Raw genomic sequence first — 16,319 nt, 5'->3', positions numbered from 1 at the left:
AACGACCGCTAGAACTCAAGGAACAGCCGCCGTCGTGCGTTATGGGAAAGCCGTGGCGCTATTTGGCGTTCGCCGTGACAGCTTCCTTGGGGTCAACCTTGGTCTTTTCCGCGGAACCCGGGGCGCCGGCCACGGGGGTGGCGTCAGCGGCGGGTGCAGCTGCGGCCGCAGGCTTGGGTGCCGGGGTGGCTGCTGCCACAAAGGCGCCGCGGGGGTTGTCCAGGTCCAGCAGCTGGGTGGTGTCGCGCCCGGCGAAGAACGCGATGACCCAGTTGAGGACCACGCGGAACTTGCGCTCGAACGTGGGCATCGCCATGCCGTGGTAGCCGCGGTGTGCGAGCCAGGCCAGCGGGCCCTTCAGGCCGATGCGGCCCAGGAGGTTGATGTTGGCAACGCCCTTCCACTCGCCGAAGCCGGCCACAGCACCGAGGTTCTTGTGCTTGTAGTCCTTGAGCTGCTTGTCCCAGCGGGAGGCCCACAGGTTCTTGGCGAGGCGCTTGGCCTGGCGAAGGGCGTGCTGGGCGTTGGGGACGCAGGTGCCGTCGGGCAGGCCCTTGCCGGTGAGGTCCGGTACAGCGGCGATGTCGCCGGCGGCCCAGGCGTTGTCAACAATGCCTTCGTCGCCGCCGATCCGCAGGTCCGGCAGGACGCGGACACGGCCGCGGGGCTCCAGCGGGAAGTCCGTGGAGCGGACCATCGGGTTGGCCTGCACGCCTGCAGTCCACACCAGGGTGTCGGCTTCGAAATCCTGGGCCAGGGACTTGTCCGGCAGGTTGATCAGCTTGAGGCTGCCTTCGGCGTTGTCCAGGGAGGTGTTCAGCAGGACCTCGATGCCGCGGCTGCGGAGGTGCTCCACCACCCATTCGGCCTGGCTGGCCGTGACCTCGGGCATGATGCGGCCCATGGCTTCAACCAGCACAAAGCGGATTTCCTCCTGCTTGACGCGGGGGTTGTTGCGGACCGCGGCGCGGGCCAGGTCCTCCATCTCGGTGATGCACTCGATGCCGGCGAATCCGCCACCCACCACCACGAAGGTGAGGGCGCGGGCGCGTTCGGCCGGGTCCGTCATGGTGGAGGCAACTTCAATGCGCTCCAGGAGCTTGTTGCGCAGGGCAACGGCTTCCTCGATGGTCTTCAGGCCGATGCCCTTGTCCGCGAGGCCCTTGATGGGGAAGGTGCGCGTGATGGCACCTGCCGCGAGGACAACATCGAAGTACGGGACCTCGATGTTGGCTCCGCCGTCGGCCGGAGCCACAACAGCGGTGCGGTTCGCGTGGTCGATCGACGTGACGCGGCCCTGGATGAGCTCGGTCTGCTTGAGGTGCTGGCGGTGGGAGACCACTGCGTGGCGCGCCTCGATGTTGCCGCCGGCCACCTCGGGGAGGAAGGGCTGGTAAGTCATGTAGGGCAGTGGATCCACGAGGGTGACGATGCCACCGGCATTCGCGATCTTCTTCTGCAGTTTGAGTGCTACGTACAGGCCGACGTACCCGCCGCCGACGACGAGTACCCTGGGACGGTCCTGGAGCTCTGTGGTGGTTGCCATGATTTAAGGATACAGCAGTTTGTGAAAATCTTCACTAACTACGTTGTCCGCCGGAAATGCTACGTTTTCCGGCCCGAATCAACCCGTTCCATGGTGCCCGTGTCAGGTTCCTCCCGCAGCAGGGCGGGATTCCTGGCCGTCCTGCGCAGTTGGATGACGGCGGCAGCAATGATGAACACAATGAGCAGGGCAAACCCGATCACGACGGCGGCGCCAATGGCGGTGTCCCGCTGCGAGGGCGCCACGGCTGCGGGTACTTTCGCTTCGGGCAGCGTGGGTGCCGCGCTGGGCACCTCCGCGGTGGCCACAGGGGCCGGGGTGGCGGGGATCCCGCGCCGGTGGACCCTGATCCATTCGGCGATGGAGCCCAGCGGGTTGCTGCTGGCTTCCGGAACCGTGTCCGTCAGCGCAGCCTCCGCGTTAAGGATGCCGTAGCCGTACAGCGGGTCCTTGCCGGGCGCGCCTGCATCCCTGGCCGTGGTGATGATGCGGTTGATGACCTGCTTGGCGGTCATGGCGGGCCACTTGGAGCGGATCAGGGCAGCAACGCCGGCCACGATCGGTGTGGAGCCGGACGTGCCGGCCCATTCGGTGTAGCCGCCCCCGGGCAGGCCGCCCAGCAGGTCCTCGGCCGGGGCTGCCACGCCGATGCTGATGCCCTGGGAGGAGGCATCCACGCTGGCCACGCCGTCCCGGTCCAGCCCGGCAACTGTGAGGATGCCGGGGATCGTGGCAGGCGCACCCACCTGGGTGTTGCCGCCCACGCGGTTACCGGCGGCCGCCACGATCACCACGTCCTTTTGTTCGGCGTAGAGGAACGCCGCGTCCCAGCTCTGGGGCCACTGCGGGGTGGTGCTGCCCAGGGAGATGTTGATGACCTTGGCGCCGTTGTCCACCGCCCAGCGGACGGCTTCGGGGATCTGGTCCTGGTCGCTCTTACCCGAGGGGTTGGCGGATCCCAGCCAGGTGGAAACGGACAGGATCTGGGCTTCGGGGGCCACGCCGATGATCCCGTCCGGGGCAGGGTTCGCCGGGGTGGGACTGGGTGACGGGCTGGGGCTGGCGCTGGGGTCCACCGGCGGCTGGTGGCCGCGGCCTGCCAGCATGGTGGCCACCAGGGTGCCATGCTCCGGTTTGGCGCCGACGCTCTTCTGCCCGTTGGCGGCGCCGGATCCGGACGCGTCATACCCGCCCGCCAGCGCACCCTTAAGGTCCGGGTGCTGGCCGTCGATGCCGCTGTCGATCACCGCGATCTTGACGCCGGCGCCTTTGGAAACCTCCCAAGCCTTGGTGATGCCCGATTCGGCGAGCCAAAATTGCTTGTCGCGCCAGTCGTCGGCCCGGGCAGGCCCGGCGGTGGCCAGTCCGGCGCAGAGGAAGCAGGCCGCGAGGCCTACGGCGAGGACAGCGGACGTGGCTTTTCGGAGCGGGGCGCCCGCCCGGAGCAAAGATGAATGCATGCTCAGCCGATGCTCAGCGCAATGCCGTCGAGGATATCGTGCTCGCTGGCAGTGGCGGTGGTGATCCGGCCGCCGCTCAGCTCAGCCACGCGTTCCAGGATCCGCGCCCACACCAGTCCCCCGGCGCCGATCACGTCCACGCGGCCCGGGTGCATGTAGGGCAGCGCGGCGCGTTCGGCGCGGGTGAGCTGCAGCAGGTCGCCGGCGGCGCTGCGGACGGTGGCCAGGGGCAGTTCCGCCCCGTGGATGGCGTCCGGCGAGTATTCGTCCAGGCGGAGGGCATGGGCGGTGATGGTGGTCACTGACCCGGCAACGCCCACGACGGCGGTGGCGCGTTCCAGCGGAACGTACCGGCCCGCGAGGGCGATTGCGTTGTCCACGTCGGCCTGGGCGGCGGCGATCTGGCCGGCGGTGGGCGGGTCGGCGCGCAGGTGGCGTTCGGTGAGGCGGACGCAGCCGATGTCCACCGACTTGGCAGCCGTCACGCCGGCTGCGGTGCCCAGGACGAATTCGGTGCTGCCGCCGCCCAGGTCCACCACCAGGACTTCCTGGCCGTCGAGGACGGGCAGCACGCTGCTGGCCCCGGCGAAGGACAGGGCAGCTTCCTCGTCGCCGGAAATGACTTCGGGTTCGACGCCCAGCAGGTCCCTGATGCCGGCCACAAAGACGTCCCTGTTGCTGGCGTCCCGGCTGGCCGAGGTGGCAACAAACCGGACAGCGGCGGGACCGTGCCCGGCAATCAGCCGGGCATAGTCGGCGGTGGCGGCAAAAGTACGGTCCAGGGCGGCCTGTGACAGTTCGCCGGTGGCATCGACGCCTTCACCGAGCCGGACCACCCGCATCTCGCGCACCACGTCGGTCAGGGTGGTGGTGCCGTTGGTCCGGTCGATGTCGGCGATGAGGAGCCGGATGGAGTTGGTGCCGCAGTCAATGGCAGCAACGCGGCTCATGCGGTCTCCCCCGGCTGCTGCGCTGTCTTCCGGATGGGCGCCGGTCGGCCAACGATGTCCGGCAAACCCTGCGGACCGTGCCGGCTCAGGTCCTTCGAAGGTGCCAGGCCGGAGGTGTCCCAGGCGCCGTCGCAGTAGCACCTCTCAACAGTCCACCATTCGGCGATCTGTTCCAGTGCGGCGTCGCCCAGCGGATTGGTTCCGGGACCGGCGGCCAGCGAGTGACCCACCAGGACGTGGAGGCATTTGACGCGGGTGGGCATGCCGCCGGCAGAGATTCCGTCGATCTCCGGGACGGGGCCGATGCCGGACCGCTGGCCGATGGCGTCACGGGCCGCCAGGTACTGTTCGTGCGCGCCCCGGTAGGCGCTGGCCAGTCCCGGATCTGCGGCGAGGAGTTCGTTCATGTCGTTCATCACGCCGTTGGCTTCGAGGCGCGACACGGCGGATGTGATCACCGGGTGGGTGAGGTAAAAGGTGGTGGGGAAAGGGGTCCCGTTGCCCAGCCGCGGTGCCGTGGCGGCCACCAGCGGGTTGCCGCAGACGCAGCGGGCAGGAATTTCCACAACATCGCGGACGGGGCGGCCCAATTGCCTGCTCAGTACGTCAAGGTCGTGGGCTGATGGTTGGCGGGTTTCATCCCGGGCGGCTGCCGTGTGGTGTTCCATGCGCGGGCCGTCCTTCCTGTTGCGGTTCAGTCTGTGGCCGCGCGCGTGATGGACTCCCACAGGGAATCCACCCACGGCAGATCGGCGGGGTCTGGTGTTGCTGCACCGGGTTCGCTGCTGCTTTCGCCGGCCGGCTCATCGCCGCCGAACACCCAGTAGCCGGTTTCGCCCGGCATAACCATGTTAATGCGGTCGCGGGCCTGCTGCTTCACGTAGTTGGGGTCCTGCCAGCGTGAGACCTGCTGGCGCAGCGCTTTTCCTTCGGCCTGACGTGCGGCGATGTCGGCGTTCAGGGCATCCAGTTCGGCTTTTTTATCGAAGAAGATCTTCACCGTTGGCGCGAGGAGGATGGTGATGGCCACCATCACCACGGCCAGGGCCAGCATCCTGCCGGAGAACGCTTTGGCCGGGACTGGCTGGTGGTCCGCGTCCCGGTCTGCTGATGTGGCGGCGGCTGCGCGGCTGCTTGCCGGAGCTTTACTGCCCGGCGTCTTACCCGCGAGGCCGGGCCTGCCGGGCTGTATCTTGCTGCTGCCGGCCGGTGCTTTAGTGGCGGCCTGCGCGGGCCGGGTGCCGGACGCGGTGTTGTCTGCGCCGTCGGAGGTTTCCGGGGCTGGGCGGGAGGGGGTGACCTTGGGAACTTTTGGACGGCGGGTGGCCATGACACTCCTGGAACGCGCAGCCTGCCGGGGCCGCCGCTGGCTGGGCTGGGACGGGTGCTGCTGAAACAACAACGGTGGCTATGGTCTTTCAACCATAGCCACCGGTTATTGGTTTACGCGGCTACTAGCCTTTGAAACGCGGGAACGCGCTGCGGCCGGCGTAGCGTGCGGCGTCGTCGAGTTCCTCTTCGATGCGAAGCAGCTGGTTGTACTTGGCAACCCGCTCGGACCGTGCCGGGGCACCGGTCTTGATCTGGCCGGCGTTGGTGGCCACCGCGATGTCGGCGATGGTGGTGTCCTCGGTCTCACCGGAGCGGTGCGAGGTGATGGTGGTGTAACCGGCGCGCTGGGCCAGGCTGACGGCGTCCAGCGTTTCGGTCAGGGAACCGATCTGGTTGACCTTGACCAGCAGCGAGTTGGCGGTGCCGGTGTCGATGCCGCGCTGCAGGATGGCGGGGTTGGTGACGAACAGGTCATCGCCCACCAGCTGGACCTTGTCGCCGATGGCGTCGGTGAGGGTCTTCCAGCCGTCCCAGTCGTTCTCGTCCAGCGGGTCTTCGATGGATACCAGCGGGTAGTCGGCCACGAGCTCGGCGTAGTAGGCGCTCATCTCGGCGGAGGTCAGGGCCTTGCCTTCGAACTGGTAGGCGCCGTCGATGAAGAACTCGGAGGAGGCCACGTCGAGGGCCAGGGCGATGTCCTTGCCCGGGGTGTAGCCGGCGTTCTGGATTGCTTCCTGGATCAGGTCCAGGGCGGCGCGGTTGGACGGCAGGTTCGGCGCGAAGCCGCCCTCGTCGCCCAGGCCGGTGGCCAGGCCCTTTTCCTTCAGGACGGACTTGAGGGCGTGGTAGACCTCAACGCCCCAGCGGAGGCCTTCGGAGAAGGTCTCGGCGCCGAGCGGGACAACCATAAATTCCTGGATGTCGACGTCGGAGTCGGCGTGTGAGCCACCGTTGAGGATGTTCATCAGCGGGACGGGCAGGACGTGGGCGTTGGGGCCGCCCAGGTACTTGTAGAGCGGCAGGTCAGCGGAGGCTGCGGCGGAGTTGGCCACGGCCAGGGAGACGCCCAGGATGGCGTTGGCGCCGAGCTTGCCCTTGTTGGGGGTGCCGTCCAGGTCCAGCATGGCCTGGTCGATGCTGCGCTGGTCGGTGGCGTCGAAGCCGGTCAGGGCCGGGGCGATCTGGTCGATGATGGCGTCGACGGCCTTCTGGACGCCCTTGCCAAGGTAACGGCCCTTGTCGCCGTCACGCAGTTCAACGGCTTCGTGCTCGCCGGTGGAGGCGCCGGAAGGAACTGCTGCGCGGCCGATCTGGCCGTCGGAGAGCAGGACTTCAACTTCTACTGTCGGGTTGCCGCGGGAATCGAGGATTTCGCGGGCGTGGATGGCATCGATAAGCGCCATGAATTTGCTCCTTATGGGCGATTAACGGGGGATGTTGCAGAAAATGTTGACGTCCTCGTCACGGACAAGCGTAGTCCAGAGTGGCCCAGGTTACGGAAACCTATCCAGCCCCCGGACGTCACGGCAGGGGTGTGGCGGCGGGCCGGGGTTCCGGGGCGTCCTGTTGCTGGTAGCGCCTGATGGCACCGCGCAGGGCGCGTTCGGCGTCCAGGCCACCGGCGGCGGCGGAACGGACGACGCCGAACAGCAGGTCCCCGAGCTCGTCCTCCGTCTGCGGGGCAGGCCCCGCCGGCGGCAGCGCGAGTCCGGCGCGGGCCGCGCGGTCCAGGGACTTCTGCGCCCTCGCCAGGGCGGGAAGGGCCTGCGGGATGCCCTCGAACGGGCTGGCCCGGCCGGGCCGTTCGGTGCGTTTTACGGCGTCCCAGGTCTGGACGATTTCCTCGATCGAGGCCGGGAAACTGTCCTGCAGCGAACCGTCGGGACGGAACACGTGCGGGTTGCGGCGGACCATTTTGGCAGCCAGGCCGCGAGTCACGTCGTCGAACGCAAAAGCGCCGCGCTCCTCCGCGAGCCGGGCATGCAGGACCACCTGCAAAAGGACGTCGCCCAGTTCACCGCAGAGTTCGGCGTCGTCAATCCCCGCGGCCTGGGCCGCGCGTTCCGCGACCTGGCCCGAATCTGCCGGGGTACCCGCCTCGATGGTCTCGGCGAGTTCGTACGCCTCCTCGAGGAGGTATTCCACCAGGGAGGCGTGCGTCAGGGCGCCCATCCAGGGGCAGTGCTCCCGAAGCGCGGCGATTATCCCGACTAATTCGTGCCCAGCCAGCGGCTCCCCCGCAGGGGAGCCGCCGGGCGTTGCAGCGTGCTGGTCAGCCAAGGTTGGCGTAGGCGTCGTTGATGTACTCCACCAGCGCTTCCTTCTCCTCGAGGGGCAGGAAGGAGGCCTCGGCCGCGTTGAGCGTCAGTTCCAGCAGGTCATCGAGGTCGTAGTCGAACGTCTCCACCAGGAGGTCGAACTCGTCGGTGAGCGTAACGCCGCTCATAAGCCGGTTGTCGGTGTTGATGGTGACGTTGAAGCCCAGCTGGTACAGCATGTCCAGCGGGTGGCTCTCGATGCCCTCGCCGAAGCCGGAGATGGCGCCGGTCTGGAGGTTGGAGGACGGGCAGATTTCCAGGGCGATGCCGCGGTCGCGGACCCAGCTGGAGAGGTCGCCCAGGGTCACCATTCCGATGGTGTCCCCGGCGTCGTCGTCCTCGTCGAATTCCACGGTGATGTCTTCGGCGATCCGCACGCCGTGGCCCAGCCGGAGGGCCCGGCCGTCCACCAGTGCCGACTGGATGCTCTCCAGGCCGGCGGCTTCGCCGGCGTGCACGGTGGCGGGGAAGTTGTGCTGGGCAAGGTAGGTGAAGGCGTCCTTGAAGCGTGCGGGCAGGAAGCCGTCCTCGGCGCCGGCGATGTCGAAGCCCACGGCGCCCTGGTTGCGGTGCCTGACGGCGAGCTCGGCGATCTCCTGGCCGCGGTCAGCGTGGCGCATCGCGGTGATCAGCTGGCCTACCTGGATCTCCCGGCCCGTTTCGCTGACTGCTTCGACGCCGGCTTCCAGGCCTTCCTGGACGGCTTCCACTGCTTCGTCCAGGGACAGTCCCTGCTGCAGGTGCTGTTCGGGGGCCCAGCGGACTTCGCCGTACACCACACCGTCGTCCGCGAGGTCTTCGACGAATTCCTTGGCGACCCGGAACAGGCCTTCGGCGGTCTGCATCACGGCCACCGTGTGGTCGAACGTTTCCAGGTAGCGGACCAGGGAGCCGGAGTCGGCCGACTCGCGGAACCACTCACCCAGGGCCACAGGATCGGTGGAAGGAAGGGTGTGGCCGGCGGCCTGCGCCAGCTCGATGATGGTGGCCGGACGGAGTCCTCCGTCCAGGTGGTCATGCAGGGAAACCTTGGGCAGGCTCTTCAGATCAAAATCGAGGGCAGGGGCAGCGTCAAGAATAGGCTCAGTCACGTTCCAACCATAGGGTGGCCGGAGATGCAAAGCCAGCCGCTACTTGGCCGCGCCGTCCCCCGGGGTGGGTGCCAGGATGCCAGTGGATCCGCCGGCGGACTCCGGGGCGCCGCCGCCGCGGCCATCGGTTCCAGCGTCGGCACCGTGGGCGTCGTTGCGGGCCAGGTGCTTGTGCCACCAGCGGAGCACGTGGTCGATCACGATGCCCAGCAGGACGGCGAAGACCACGGCGATGCCAACGCCGAGGAGCGGGTTGTGGTGGACCCACTGGCCCGCGAGCAGCCCGATGCCGATCGAGTAGCCCACCCAGGTGACGCAGGCGAAGGCATCGAGCCAGAAGAAGGTGCGGTGCCGGAAACCTGTCTGTCCCGCCACATAGTTCACTGCCACCCGGCCCCAGGGAATGTAGCGGGCGGTGAAGATCAGCACGGCGCCGCGTTTATCCAGCTCATACCGGGCCCAGCCAAACATCTTTTTCACCTTGGGCCGGCGCATCCATCTCCAGCGGTCCAGGCCGATCTTTTTGCCCAGCATGTACGCCATGTTGTCCCCGGCCATGGCGCCCACGAGGGCCGTGGCCCCAAGGATCCACAGGTTGGGCTGCCCGGTGTGGAGCGACAGCGCCGAAAGGCCAACAATGGCGGTTTCGCTGGGCAGGATGGTGGCGAAGCCGTCAACAAAAAAGAAGACCAGGAGCACAGGATAAATCCACGGCTGCTCGGCTGCTGACTCGAGCATTTGGTTCAGGAAATCCACGCGGACTTGCTCCTCAGGGACAGTCGCCGAAAACGTCGGCAGAAATCGCAATAAGTGTCCCACGGCCGGGACGTCGTTCGCTACGCCCCGGCCCCGGAACACCTGTTCCAACGGTATCCCGGCCTGCCCCGCGGCAGCGTCGTCCCAGCGGGTGATATCCGGGGTCCGAACTCCTCCACCCAGGGGCTGATCCGCGCGGAGCCTACGCCTCCGGTTCGCGCATCCGTTCCACCATGGGGGCCTTGCGCCGGACCTTGTTGATCACCAGGTCCACCACCACACCCAGGGCCACGGCGCAGACGATTGCGATGGCCGCCCCCAGCAGGTGGTTGTCCTCGAACCACTGGCCAAAAAACAGGCCGATGCCCACGGAGTAGCCGGCCCACAGCGTGGCCGACAGCGCGGTCAGGCCCACGAACCGCAGGTGGTGGTAGTGGGTGGCTCCGGCGGTGAGGTTCACGGCAACCCTGCCGATGGGGACAAACCTGGCCACCAGCACCAGCGAGGCCGGGCGTTTGCGAAGCTCACGGCCGGCCCACCGGAACGCGTTCTGCATGCGGGGTCCGCGCATCCAGGCCCAGCGCTGCACGCCCACCTTCCGCCCCAGCAAGTAGGCGATATTGTCCCCCGCAAACGCCCCGAGGCCCGCCACCAGGACCAGGAGCCAGGGGTTGGGCACGTCCGCGGTGGCAGCCACCGCGGCCAGGCCCACCACCACGGACTCGCTGGGGATGGGCGGGAAGAAACCATCGATGATGCAGCACGCCAGGACCAGCACCAGGACCCACGGTTGTCCGGCGGCGGCGAGGATGAAATCGTTGATGGCCTGCATGGGTCCCTACGCGATGCGGTCGATGATCAGCTGCTGCGCGGGCCGGGAGCCCTCCGGGGCGATGACCACCGCGTGTTCCAGTGCTTCCTTTGCCCGGGCAAACCGTTCCGGAGTGTCGGTGAGCAACGTCATCAGCGGCTCCCCCGCACGCACCAGGGCGCCGGGTTTGGCGTGCAGCCGCACCCCGGCTCCGGCCTGGACCACGTCCTCCTTGCGGGCGCGGCCGGCACCGAGGCGCCAGGCAGCGACGCCGACGGACAGGGCATCCAGTTCCACCAGCACACCGTCTGCGGGGGCGTAGATGACATCGGACTCCCTGGCTTCCGGCAGCCTGGCGGCGGGATCGCCGCCCTGGGCCCGGATCATCCGGTTCCACACGTCCATGGCCCGGCCGTCCTTGAGTGCGGCCGCCGGGTCGGCGTTGTGGACGCCGGCGCAGGCCAGCATTTCCTCCGCCAGGCGGACCGTCAGCTCCACCACGTCGGCGGGGCCGCCGCCGGCCAGCACCTCCACGGACTCGGCCACCTCGATGGCGTTGCCGGCGGTCAGCCCCAGCGGGGTGTTCATGTTGGTGAGCAGGGCCACCGTGTTGACTCCGGCGTCCTTGCCCAGCGCCACCATGGTCTCGGCGAGTTCGCGGGCGGTGGCCTCGTCCTTCATAAACGCGCCGCTGCCCACCTTGACGTCCAGGACCAGGGACCCGGTGCCCTCGGCGATTTTTTTGCTCATGATCGAGGAGGCGATCAGCGGAATCGCCTCCACGGTACCCGTCACGTCCCGCAGGGCATACAGCTTTTTGTCGGCAGGGGCCAGGCCGGCGCCCGCAGCGCAGATCACGGCCCCCACATCCTGCAGCTGGGCCAGCATCTCCGCGTTGCTCAGGTCCGCCCGCCAACCCGGAATCGCCTCCAGCTTGTCCAGGGTGCCGCCGGTGTGTCCCAGGCCGCGGCCGGAGAGCTGCGGGACAGCCACGCCGAAAACGGCCACCAGTGGTGCCAGCGGAAGGGTGATCTTGTCCCCCACACCGCCGGTGGAGTGCTTGTCGGTGGTGTACTTCAGGCCGCCGTCGGGCCGCCGGAGGCTGGAGAAGTCCATCCGCTCGCCGGAGGCGATCATGGCCGCCGTCCAGCGGGCAATTTCGGTCCGGTCCATGCCGTTGAGCAGGATGGCCATGTTCAAGGCGGCCATCTGCTCATCGGCGATGGCGCCCCGGGTATAGGCGTCGATGGTCCAGTCGATCTGTTCGGGACTCAGGGTCCCTTTGTCCCGTTTGACGCGGATGATGTCAACGGCGTCGAAAGCTTCGGATGTACGGTTCGCTGTCACCGGGTTTCCTCCAGGTGTTCGGGACCGAAGGCGTCTGGCAGCACCTGGTCCATGGTTTTGATGCCGTGGGTGGTCATAAGCTCCATGTCCGGGGCCCGGAACTCATAGAGCAGCTGCCGGCAGCGGCCGCAGGGCATCAGCACGTTGCCGGCGCCGTCCACGCAATAGAACGCCCGGAGCCGGCCGCCGCCGCTCATGTGCAGGTTGCCCACCAGCGCGCACTCGGCGCAGAGGGTCAGGCCGTAGCTGGCGTTCTCCACGTTGCAGCCGCTGACAATCCGGCCGTCCGCGGTGAGCGCCGCGGCGCCCACCGGGAACTTCGAATACGGGGCGTAGGCGTTGCCCATGGCCGCCACCGCTGCCTGTTCCAGGGCGGCCCAGTCCACCGCCGTTCCGTTGTCCACGGCCGTCAACCCTTAACGTACGGGATGCCGCTGGCCGCCGGCCCCCTGGATTTGCCCACCAGGCCGGCGACGGCGAGGACGGTGACCAGGTAGGGCAGCATGGCCATGAACTGGCTCGGCACCGGGGTGCCGATGATGGTCACGATGCTTTGCAGGTTGTCGGCGAAGCCGAACAGCAGCGCTGCGAAGAACGCCCCGATGGGGTTCCAGCGGCCGAAGATCAGCGCGGCCAGGGCGATGAAGCCGCGTCCGCCGGAGATTTCCTTGGTGAAGCTGTCGATGGCCACCAGGGTGAAGAACGAGCCGCCGATGCCTGCCACGGCACCGCCGAGGGTGACGTTCCAGAACCGGGTGGCGTTGACGTTGATGCCCAGGGTGTCGGCGGCCTGCGGGTGCTCGCCCACGGCCCGGACGCGCAGGCCCCAGCGGGTCTTGAACAGGCCCACCCACACCACCAGGACGGCGGCATACATCAGGTAGCCCACCAGGGACTGGCGGAACAGGATGGGCCCGATGATCGGGATGCCGGACAGCAGCGGAATTTCGATGATGTCCAGTCCCGGCGGGGAGTTGAACTGTGCCTTGTTGGCCTGCATGACGGTGCTGAACAGGAAGCCGGTGACGCCGGAGACCAGGACGTTCAGCACCACACCCACGATGATCTGGTTGACCACGTACTTGATGCTGAAGACGGCGAGCACCATGGACACCACGGCGCCGGCGGCAGCCGCGGCGATGAGCCCGATGAACGGGTTCTGGGTGATGGTGGCCACGATGGCGGCGGTGAAGGCGCCGCCCAGCAGCTGGCCTTCGATGGCGATGTTAACCACACCCACCCGTTCACACAGCACGCCGGAAAGGGAACCGAAGACCAGGGGCACGGCCAGCGTCACGGAACCGGCGATGAGGCCGGCCAGGGAGATGGCCGGGGTGCGGGCACCGCCCACCACCCAGATCAGGAAGGCTGCGACGAAAAGGACAATAAAGGCCACGTTGAGCCAGCCGGGGGAAGGCCGGTCCTGGGTCTTGAGGTAGACGGCATAGCCGGCCAGGGCCAGCAGCACAATGGACAGCACCAGCCCGCCGGCGAAGGCGTTGATCTCCAATGCCGGCAGCTGGAAGAAGTCGCTGCCCGTGGAGATGCCGAAGCTGGCCGTTTGGTTGGGACCCATGAGCCCGAAAAACACCAGGGCGATCAGGGCGAAGGCGGCGAGGATGACGGGCGTGCGCCAGCCCACGGGTTTGGCGGAGACCGCGGCTGCCCGCTCCCCCGGTCCGGCGTTTACCGGCCGCGGGGTACCCGGGTTGGGTGAGGAAACTGTTGTGCTCATGCGGCACCTCCGGTGGTGGCTGCGCGGCGGGACTTGGCGGCGCGGGCGGGTTTCTTCCGCCGCGGGTTCAGTCCGAAGACGGCGCGGACCAGGGGCGGTGCCGCGATGAAGAGGACGATCAGGGACTGGACCACCAGGACGATGTCAATAGGGGTGCCGGTCTGGATCTGCATCTGGACGGCCCCGGCGCGGAAGGCGCCGAACAGCAGGCCGGCCGCGAAGGTTCCCCACGGCGTCGAGCGCCCCAGCAGCGCCACGGTGATGGCGTCGAACCCGTAGGTGGCGGCGACGCCGTCGGTGAGGACCTTCTCGGTGCCGGCCACCTGGGCCACGCCGGAGAGGCCGGCGAGGCCACCGGCGATGGCCATCACCAGGATGGTGGCGCGGGAGACGTTTATGCCGGCGGTCTGGGCAGCCTTGGGGTTGGCGCCCACGGCCCGGAACTCAAAGCCCACGGTGGAGCGGTTGAGGAGCCACCACACCAGGACGGTGGCGGCGATGGCCAGGACAAAGCCCAGGTGGAGGCGGAACTGGCCGCCCAGGATCTGCGGGTACACGGCGCTGGCTTCGAGGATGGGTGAGATGGGGTTGGTCTCCCCCGGCCGCTGGAACGCGGGGGTGTTCAGCAGGTAGCGCAGGAAGTACAGGGCGATGTAGTTGAACATGATGGTGAGGATCACCTCATGTGCGCCGGTGCGGGCCTTGAGCAGGCCCACCAGTCCGCCCCACACCGCGCCGCCGATGATGCCTGCCACAAGGACCAGCAGCAGGTGCAGGCCCAGCGGCAGGTCCAGGGCGAAACCCACCCAGGCGGCCAGGATGCCGGCCATGATGATCTGGCCCTGCGCGCCGATGTTGAACAGCCCGGCCCGGAAGGCCAGGGCCACGCCCAGGCCCGCCGTGATGAGCGGCGTGGCGATGGTCAGGGTTTCGGTAAACGGCGCGAACTGGGCTGCGGCGGTGTTACCGCGCGGGTTGAACACCGAGCCCTGGAACAGTGCGATGTAGGACCGGGTGGCCGCGTTCCATACCGCAGCCAGGAAGTCGGCGGGCCGGGCGAACAGGTACGTCGACGTGGCGGCGACCTGTTTGTCGGTGCTGGCGATCAACAGGCCGCCAATGACCAGTGCCAGGAGGACGGCCAGGACGGAGACCATCCCGCTGCCGGTGAAGATTTTCCGGAGCACGGTGTCCGGGCCGCCGGGAAGCTGCCCGCTTTGGGCGGTGGCGGGGACTGCAGACGGTTCCATGGCACCGCCGGCGGTGTCCACGGCGGCCGCGGCTGCGGTCTGCTCCGGAGCGGTTTCCGGCGTTTCGCCGGCTGCGTGTTGGGGTTTGGGATTCTCAGGCATGGTCGCCTCCCTCGGTGTCGGCGGTGGCGGCGGGCTGGGTGCCCGTGGACGGGCCGGCGGTGTGTTCGCCGGGGGCGATGCCTGCCATCATGAGGCCAAGGACGTCCCTGCCGGTGCCGGCCGGGACGATGCCCACCAGCTTGCCCTTGTAGAGCACCGCGATACGGTCGGCGAGTTCCATCACCTCGTCCAGCTCGGTGGAGACGATCATCACCGGGGTGCCCTGGTCCCGTTCGGCCACGATGCGGCGGTGCAGGAATTCGATGGAGCCCACGTCCACGCCGCGGGTGGGCTGGGAGGCGATGAAGAGCCGCAGCGGCCGGGACAGCTCCCGGGCCATCACCACTTTCTGCTGGTTGCCGCCGGAAAGGGTGCCGGCGGCGGCAGCGGCGGAGGGGGTGCGGACGTCGAATTCGCCGATCCGTGCCTTGGCGTTTTCCAGGATCTTTGCCGGGCTCATGCTGATGCCCTTGGCGAAGGGGGGCTTGTCGTAAAGGTCGAGGACCAGGTTTTCCGCCACGGAGAAGGTACCGACGAGGCCGTCCACTTTGCGGTCCTCCGGGACAAACCCGACGCCGGCGCCGAGGACGTCCTTCACGGACCGGCCCAGGAGTTCCTTGCCGTCAAGGGTGACGGATCCCGCAACCCTGTCCTGCAGGCCCAGGATTGCCTCGGTCAGTTCGGTCTGGCCGTTGCCCTGGACTCCGGCGACGGCGAGGATCTCGCCGCGGGCGATGTCGAAGCTGAGCCCGTCCACCATGTGCTGGCCGTTGGGGGCGATCACCGTCAGGTCCCGGACCTCGAAAGTGGTTTCCTGCGGTGTGGCCGGCTCCTTGTCCAGGGTCAGGCTCACCGCACGTCCCACCATCATGGAGGCGAGTTCGGTGGTGGAGGCTGCGGGATCCGCTGTGCCCACCACTTTTCCGCGCCGGATCACGGTGATGGTATCGGAGACGGCCTTCACTTCGCGCAGCTTGTGGCTGATGAAGACGATGGAGGTGCCGCCGGCCTTGAGCTGGCGCATGATGTCCAGGAGTTCGTCCGTTTCCTGTGGTGTCAGGACGGCAGTGGGCTCATCGAGGATCAGGACGCTGGCGTTGCGTACCAGGGCCTTGATGATTTCCACCCGCTGCTGGACGCCGACGGGCAGGTCTTCCACCAGGGCGTCCGGGTCCACGTCGAAACCGTACTGGTCCGAGATTTCCCGGATCCTGCGCCGGGTTTCGTCCAGGTTCAGGAAGCCGGCCGCCTTGGTGGGCTCGGCACCCAGGGCCACGTTTTCGGCAACGGTGAAGACGGGCACCAGCATAAAGTGCTGGTGCACCATGCCGATGCCCGCAGCCATGGCATCACCCGGGCCGCGGAAGGAGACGGGTTTGTCGTCGACGAGGATCTCGCCTTCGCTGGGCTCGTAGAGCCCGTACAGGACGTTCATCAGGGTGGATTTGCCGGCACCGTTTTCGCCGAGCAGACAGTGGATCTGACCGGACTCAACCACCACGTCGATGTGGTCGTTGGCAATCAGGGTGCCGAAGCGTTTGGTGATCCCTCTGAGTTCAAGTTTCAAAACTCTGACCAATCTCGAAGCGTCCGGTGATCGACCGGACGGGATATGTGGCTG

15 protein-coding genes are annotated in these 16,319 nt (G+C 67.8%); all 15 read right to left on the bottom strand.

The features are described from left to right. Nucleotides 1–58: 58 nt before the first annotated feature. Entirely contained in the window at nucleotides 59–1,546 is a 1,488-nt protein-coding gene (locus tag ACU18_RS07520) for an NAD(P)/FAD-dependent oxidoreductase (protein ID WP_050684911.1), read from the bottom strand. Nucleotides 1,547–1,605: 59 nt separating this feature from the next. Continuing rightward, on the bottom strand, nucleotides 1,606–3,006 hold the full coding sequence (locus ACU18_RS07515; protein WP_050684910.1) for a S8 family serine peptidase: 1,401 nt from the start codon (nucleotides 3,004–3,006) through the stop codon (nucleotides 1,606–1,608). A 2-nt stretch (nucleotides 3,007–3,008) separates the two neighbouring features. After that, a complete protein-coding gene (locus ACU18_RS07510; RefSeq protein ID WP_050684909.1) occupies nucleotides 3,009–3,956 on the bottom strand; it encodes a Ppx/GppA phosphatase family protein in 948 nt (315 codons plus the stop codon). Continuing rightward, on the bottom strand, nucleotides 3,953–4,624 hold the full coding sequence (locus tag ACU18_RS07505) for a DUF501 domain-containing protein (RefSeq protein ID WP_082178229.1): 672 nt from the start codon (nucleotides 4,622–4,624) through the stop codon (nucleotides 3,953–3,955). The genes ACU18_RS07510 and ACU18_RS07505 overlap by 4 nt, the downstream gene beginning before the upstream one ends. 26 nt (nucleotides 4,625–4,650) lie before the next feature. After that, nucleotides 4,651–5,286, bottom strand: a complete 636-nt coding sequence (locus tag ACU18_RS07500) for an FtsB family cell division protein (RefSeq protein WP_050684907.1) — start codon at nucleotides 5,284–5,286, stop codon at nucleotides 4,651–4,653. A 124-nt stretch (nucleotides 5,287–5,410) separates the two neighbouring features. Then, nucleotides 5,411–6,691, bottom strand: coding sequence for a phosphopyruvate hydratase (gene eno / locus ACU18_RS07495; protein ID WP_050684906.1), 1,281 nt, complete (start codon nucleotides 6,689–6,691; stop codon nucleotides 5,411–5,413). Nucleotides 6,692–6,809: 118 nt separating this feature from the next. After that, on the bottom strand, nucleotides 6,810–7,460 hold the full coding sequence (locus ACU18_RS07490; protein ID WP_050684905.1) for a MazG nucleotide pyrophosphohydrolase domain-containing protein: 651 nt from the start codon (nucleotides 7,458–7,460) through the stop codon (nucleotides 6,810–6,812). A gap of 100 nt (nucleotides 7,461–7,560) precedes the next feature. After that, a complete protein-coding gene (locus tag ACU18_RS07485; RefSeq protein ID WP_050684904.1) occupies nucleotides 7,561–8,697 on the bottom strand; it encodes an adenosine deaminase in 1,137 nt (378 codons plus the stop codon). A gap of 39 nt (nucleotides 8,698–8,736) precedes the next feature. Continuing rightward, complete coding sequence (locus ACU18_RS07480) at nucleotides 8,737–9,435, bottom strand: DedA family protein (protein ID WP_082178231.1); 699 nt, start codon at nucleotides 9,433–9,435, stop codon at nucleotides 8,737–8,739. A gap of 220 nt (nucleotides 9,436–9,655) precedes the next feature. Continuing rightward, nucleotides 9,656–10,285, bottom strand: coding sequence for a DedA family protein (locus ACU18_RS07475; protein ID WP_050684902.1), 630 nt, complete (start codon nucleotides 10,283–10,285; stop codon nucleotides 9,656–9,658). 6 nt (nucleotides 10,286–10,291) lie between these two features. Beyond that, the gene (locus tag ACU18_RS07470; RefSeq protein ID WP_050684901.1) at nucleotides 10,292–11,611 is read right to left on the bottom strand and encodes a thymidine phosphorylase; all 1,320 of its coding nucleotides are present in this window, start codon (nucleotides 11,609–11,611) and stop codon (nucleotides 10,292–10,294) included. Further along, nucleotides 11,608–12,015 carry a cytidine deaminase gene (locus ACU18_RS07465; RefSeq protein ID WP_082178228.1) on the bottom strand — a complete coding sequence of 136 codons (408 nt, stop codon included), beginning with the start codon at nucleotides 12,013–12,015 and terminating at the stop codon, nucleotides 11,608–11,610. Before ACU18_RS07465 ends, ACU18_RS07470 begins: the two co-directional genes overlap by 4 nt. Nucleotides 12,016–12,020: 5 nt before the next feature. Next, nucleotides 12,021–13,346 carry an ABC transporter permease gene (locus ACU18_RS07460; RefSeq protein ID WP_050684900.1) on the bottom strand — a complete coding sequence of 442 codons (1,326 nt, stop codon included), beginning with the start codon at nucleotides 13,344–13,346 and terminating at the stop codon, nucleotides 12,021–12,023. After that, entirely contained in the window at nucleotides 13,343–14,698 is a 1,356-nt protein-coding gene (locus ACU18_RS07455; RefSeq protein ID WP_050684899.1) for an ABC transporter permease, read from the bottom strand. The genes ACU18_RS07460 and ACU18_RS07455 overlap by 4 nt, the downstream gene beginning before the upstream one ends. Next, nucleotides 14,691–16,265, bottom strand: coding sequence for an ABC transporter ATP-binding protein (locus ACU18_RS07450; RefSeq protein WP_050684898.1), 1,575 nt, complete (start codon nucleotides 16,263–16,265; stop codon nucleotides 14,691–14,693). Before ACU18_RS07450 ends, ACU18_RS07455 begins: the two co-directional genes overlap by 8 nt. Nucleotides 16,266–16,319 lie beyond the last annotated feature (54 nt).

This window comes from Arthrobacter sp. ZBG10 (assembly GCF_001238605.1).
Classification (GTDB): Bacteria; Actinomycetota; Actinomycetes; order Actinomycetales; family Micrococcaceae; genus Arthrobacter.
This window is presented reverse-complemented; position numbering and strand designations above follow the sequence as displayed.

Excerpts from the sequence above, each read along its gene's own strand:
- ACU18_RS07520 (WP_050684911.1), bottom strand. The coding sequence starts at position 1,546 with ATGGCAACCACCACAGAGCTCCAGGACCGTCCCAGGGTACTCGTCGTC.
- ACU18_RS07515 (WP_050684910.1), bottom strand. The coding sequence starts at position 3,006 with ATGCATTCATCTTTGCTCCGGGCGGGCGCCCCGCTCCGAAAAGCCACG.
- ACU18_RS07510 (WP_050684909.1), bottom strand. The coding sequence starts at position 3,956 with ATGAGCCGCGTTGCTGCCATTGACTGCGGCACCAACTCCATCCGGCTC.
- ACU18_RS07505 (WP_082178229.1), bottom strand. The coding sequence starts at position 4,624 with ATGGAACACCACACGGCAGCCGCCCGGGATGAAACCCGCCAACCATCA.
- ACU18_RS07500 (WP_050684907.1), bottom strand. The coding sequence starts at position 5,286 with ATGGCCACCCGCCGTCCAAAAGTTCCCAAGGTCACCCCCTCCCGCCCA.
- eno (WP_050684906.1), bottom strand. The coding sequence starts at position 6,691 with ATGGCGCTTATCGATGCCATCCACGCCCGCGAAATCCTCGATTCCCGC.
- ACU18_RS07490 (WP_050684905.1), bottom strand. The coding sequence starts at position 7,460 with ATGGGCGCCCTGACGCACGCCTCCCTGGTGGAATACCTCCTCGAGGAG.
- ACU18_RS07480 (WP_082178231.1), bottom strand. The coding sequence starts at position 9,435 with ATGCTCGAGTCAGCAGCCGAGCAGCCGTGGATTTATCCTGTGCTCCTG.
- ACU18_RS07475 (WP_050684902.1), bottom strand. The coding sequence starts at position 10,285 with ATGCAGGCCATCAACGATTTCATCCTCGCCGCCGCCGGACAACCGTGG.
- ACU18_RS07460 (WP_050684900.1), bottom strand. The coding sequence starts at position 13,346 with ATGAGCACAACAGTTTCCTCACCCAACCCGGGTACCCCGCGGCCGGTA.
- ACU18_RS07455 (WP_050684899.1), bottom strand. The coding sequence starts at position 14,698 with ATGCCTGAGAATCCCAAACCCCAACACGCAGCCGGCGAAACGCCGGAA.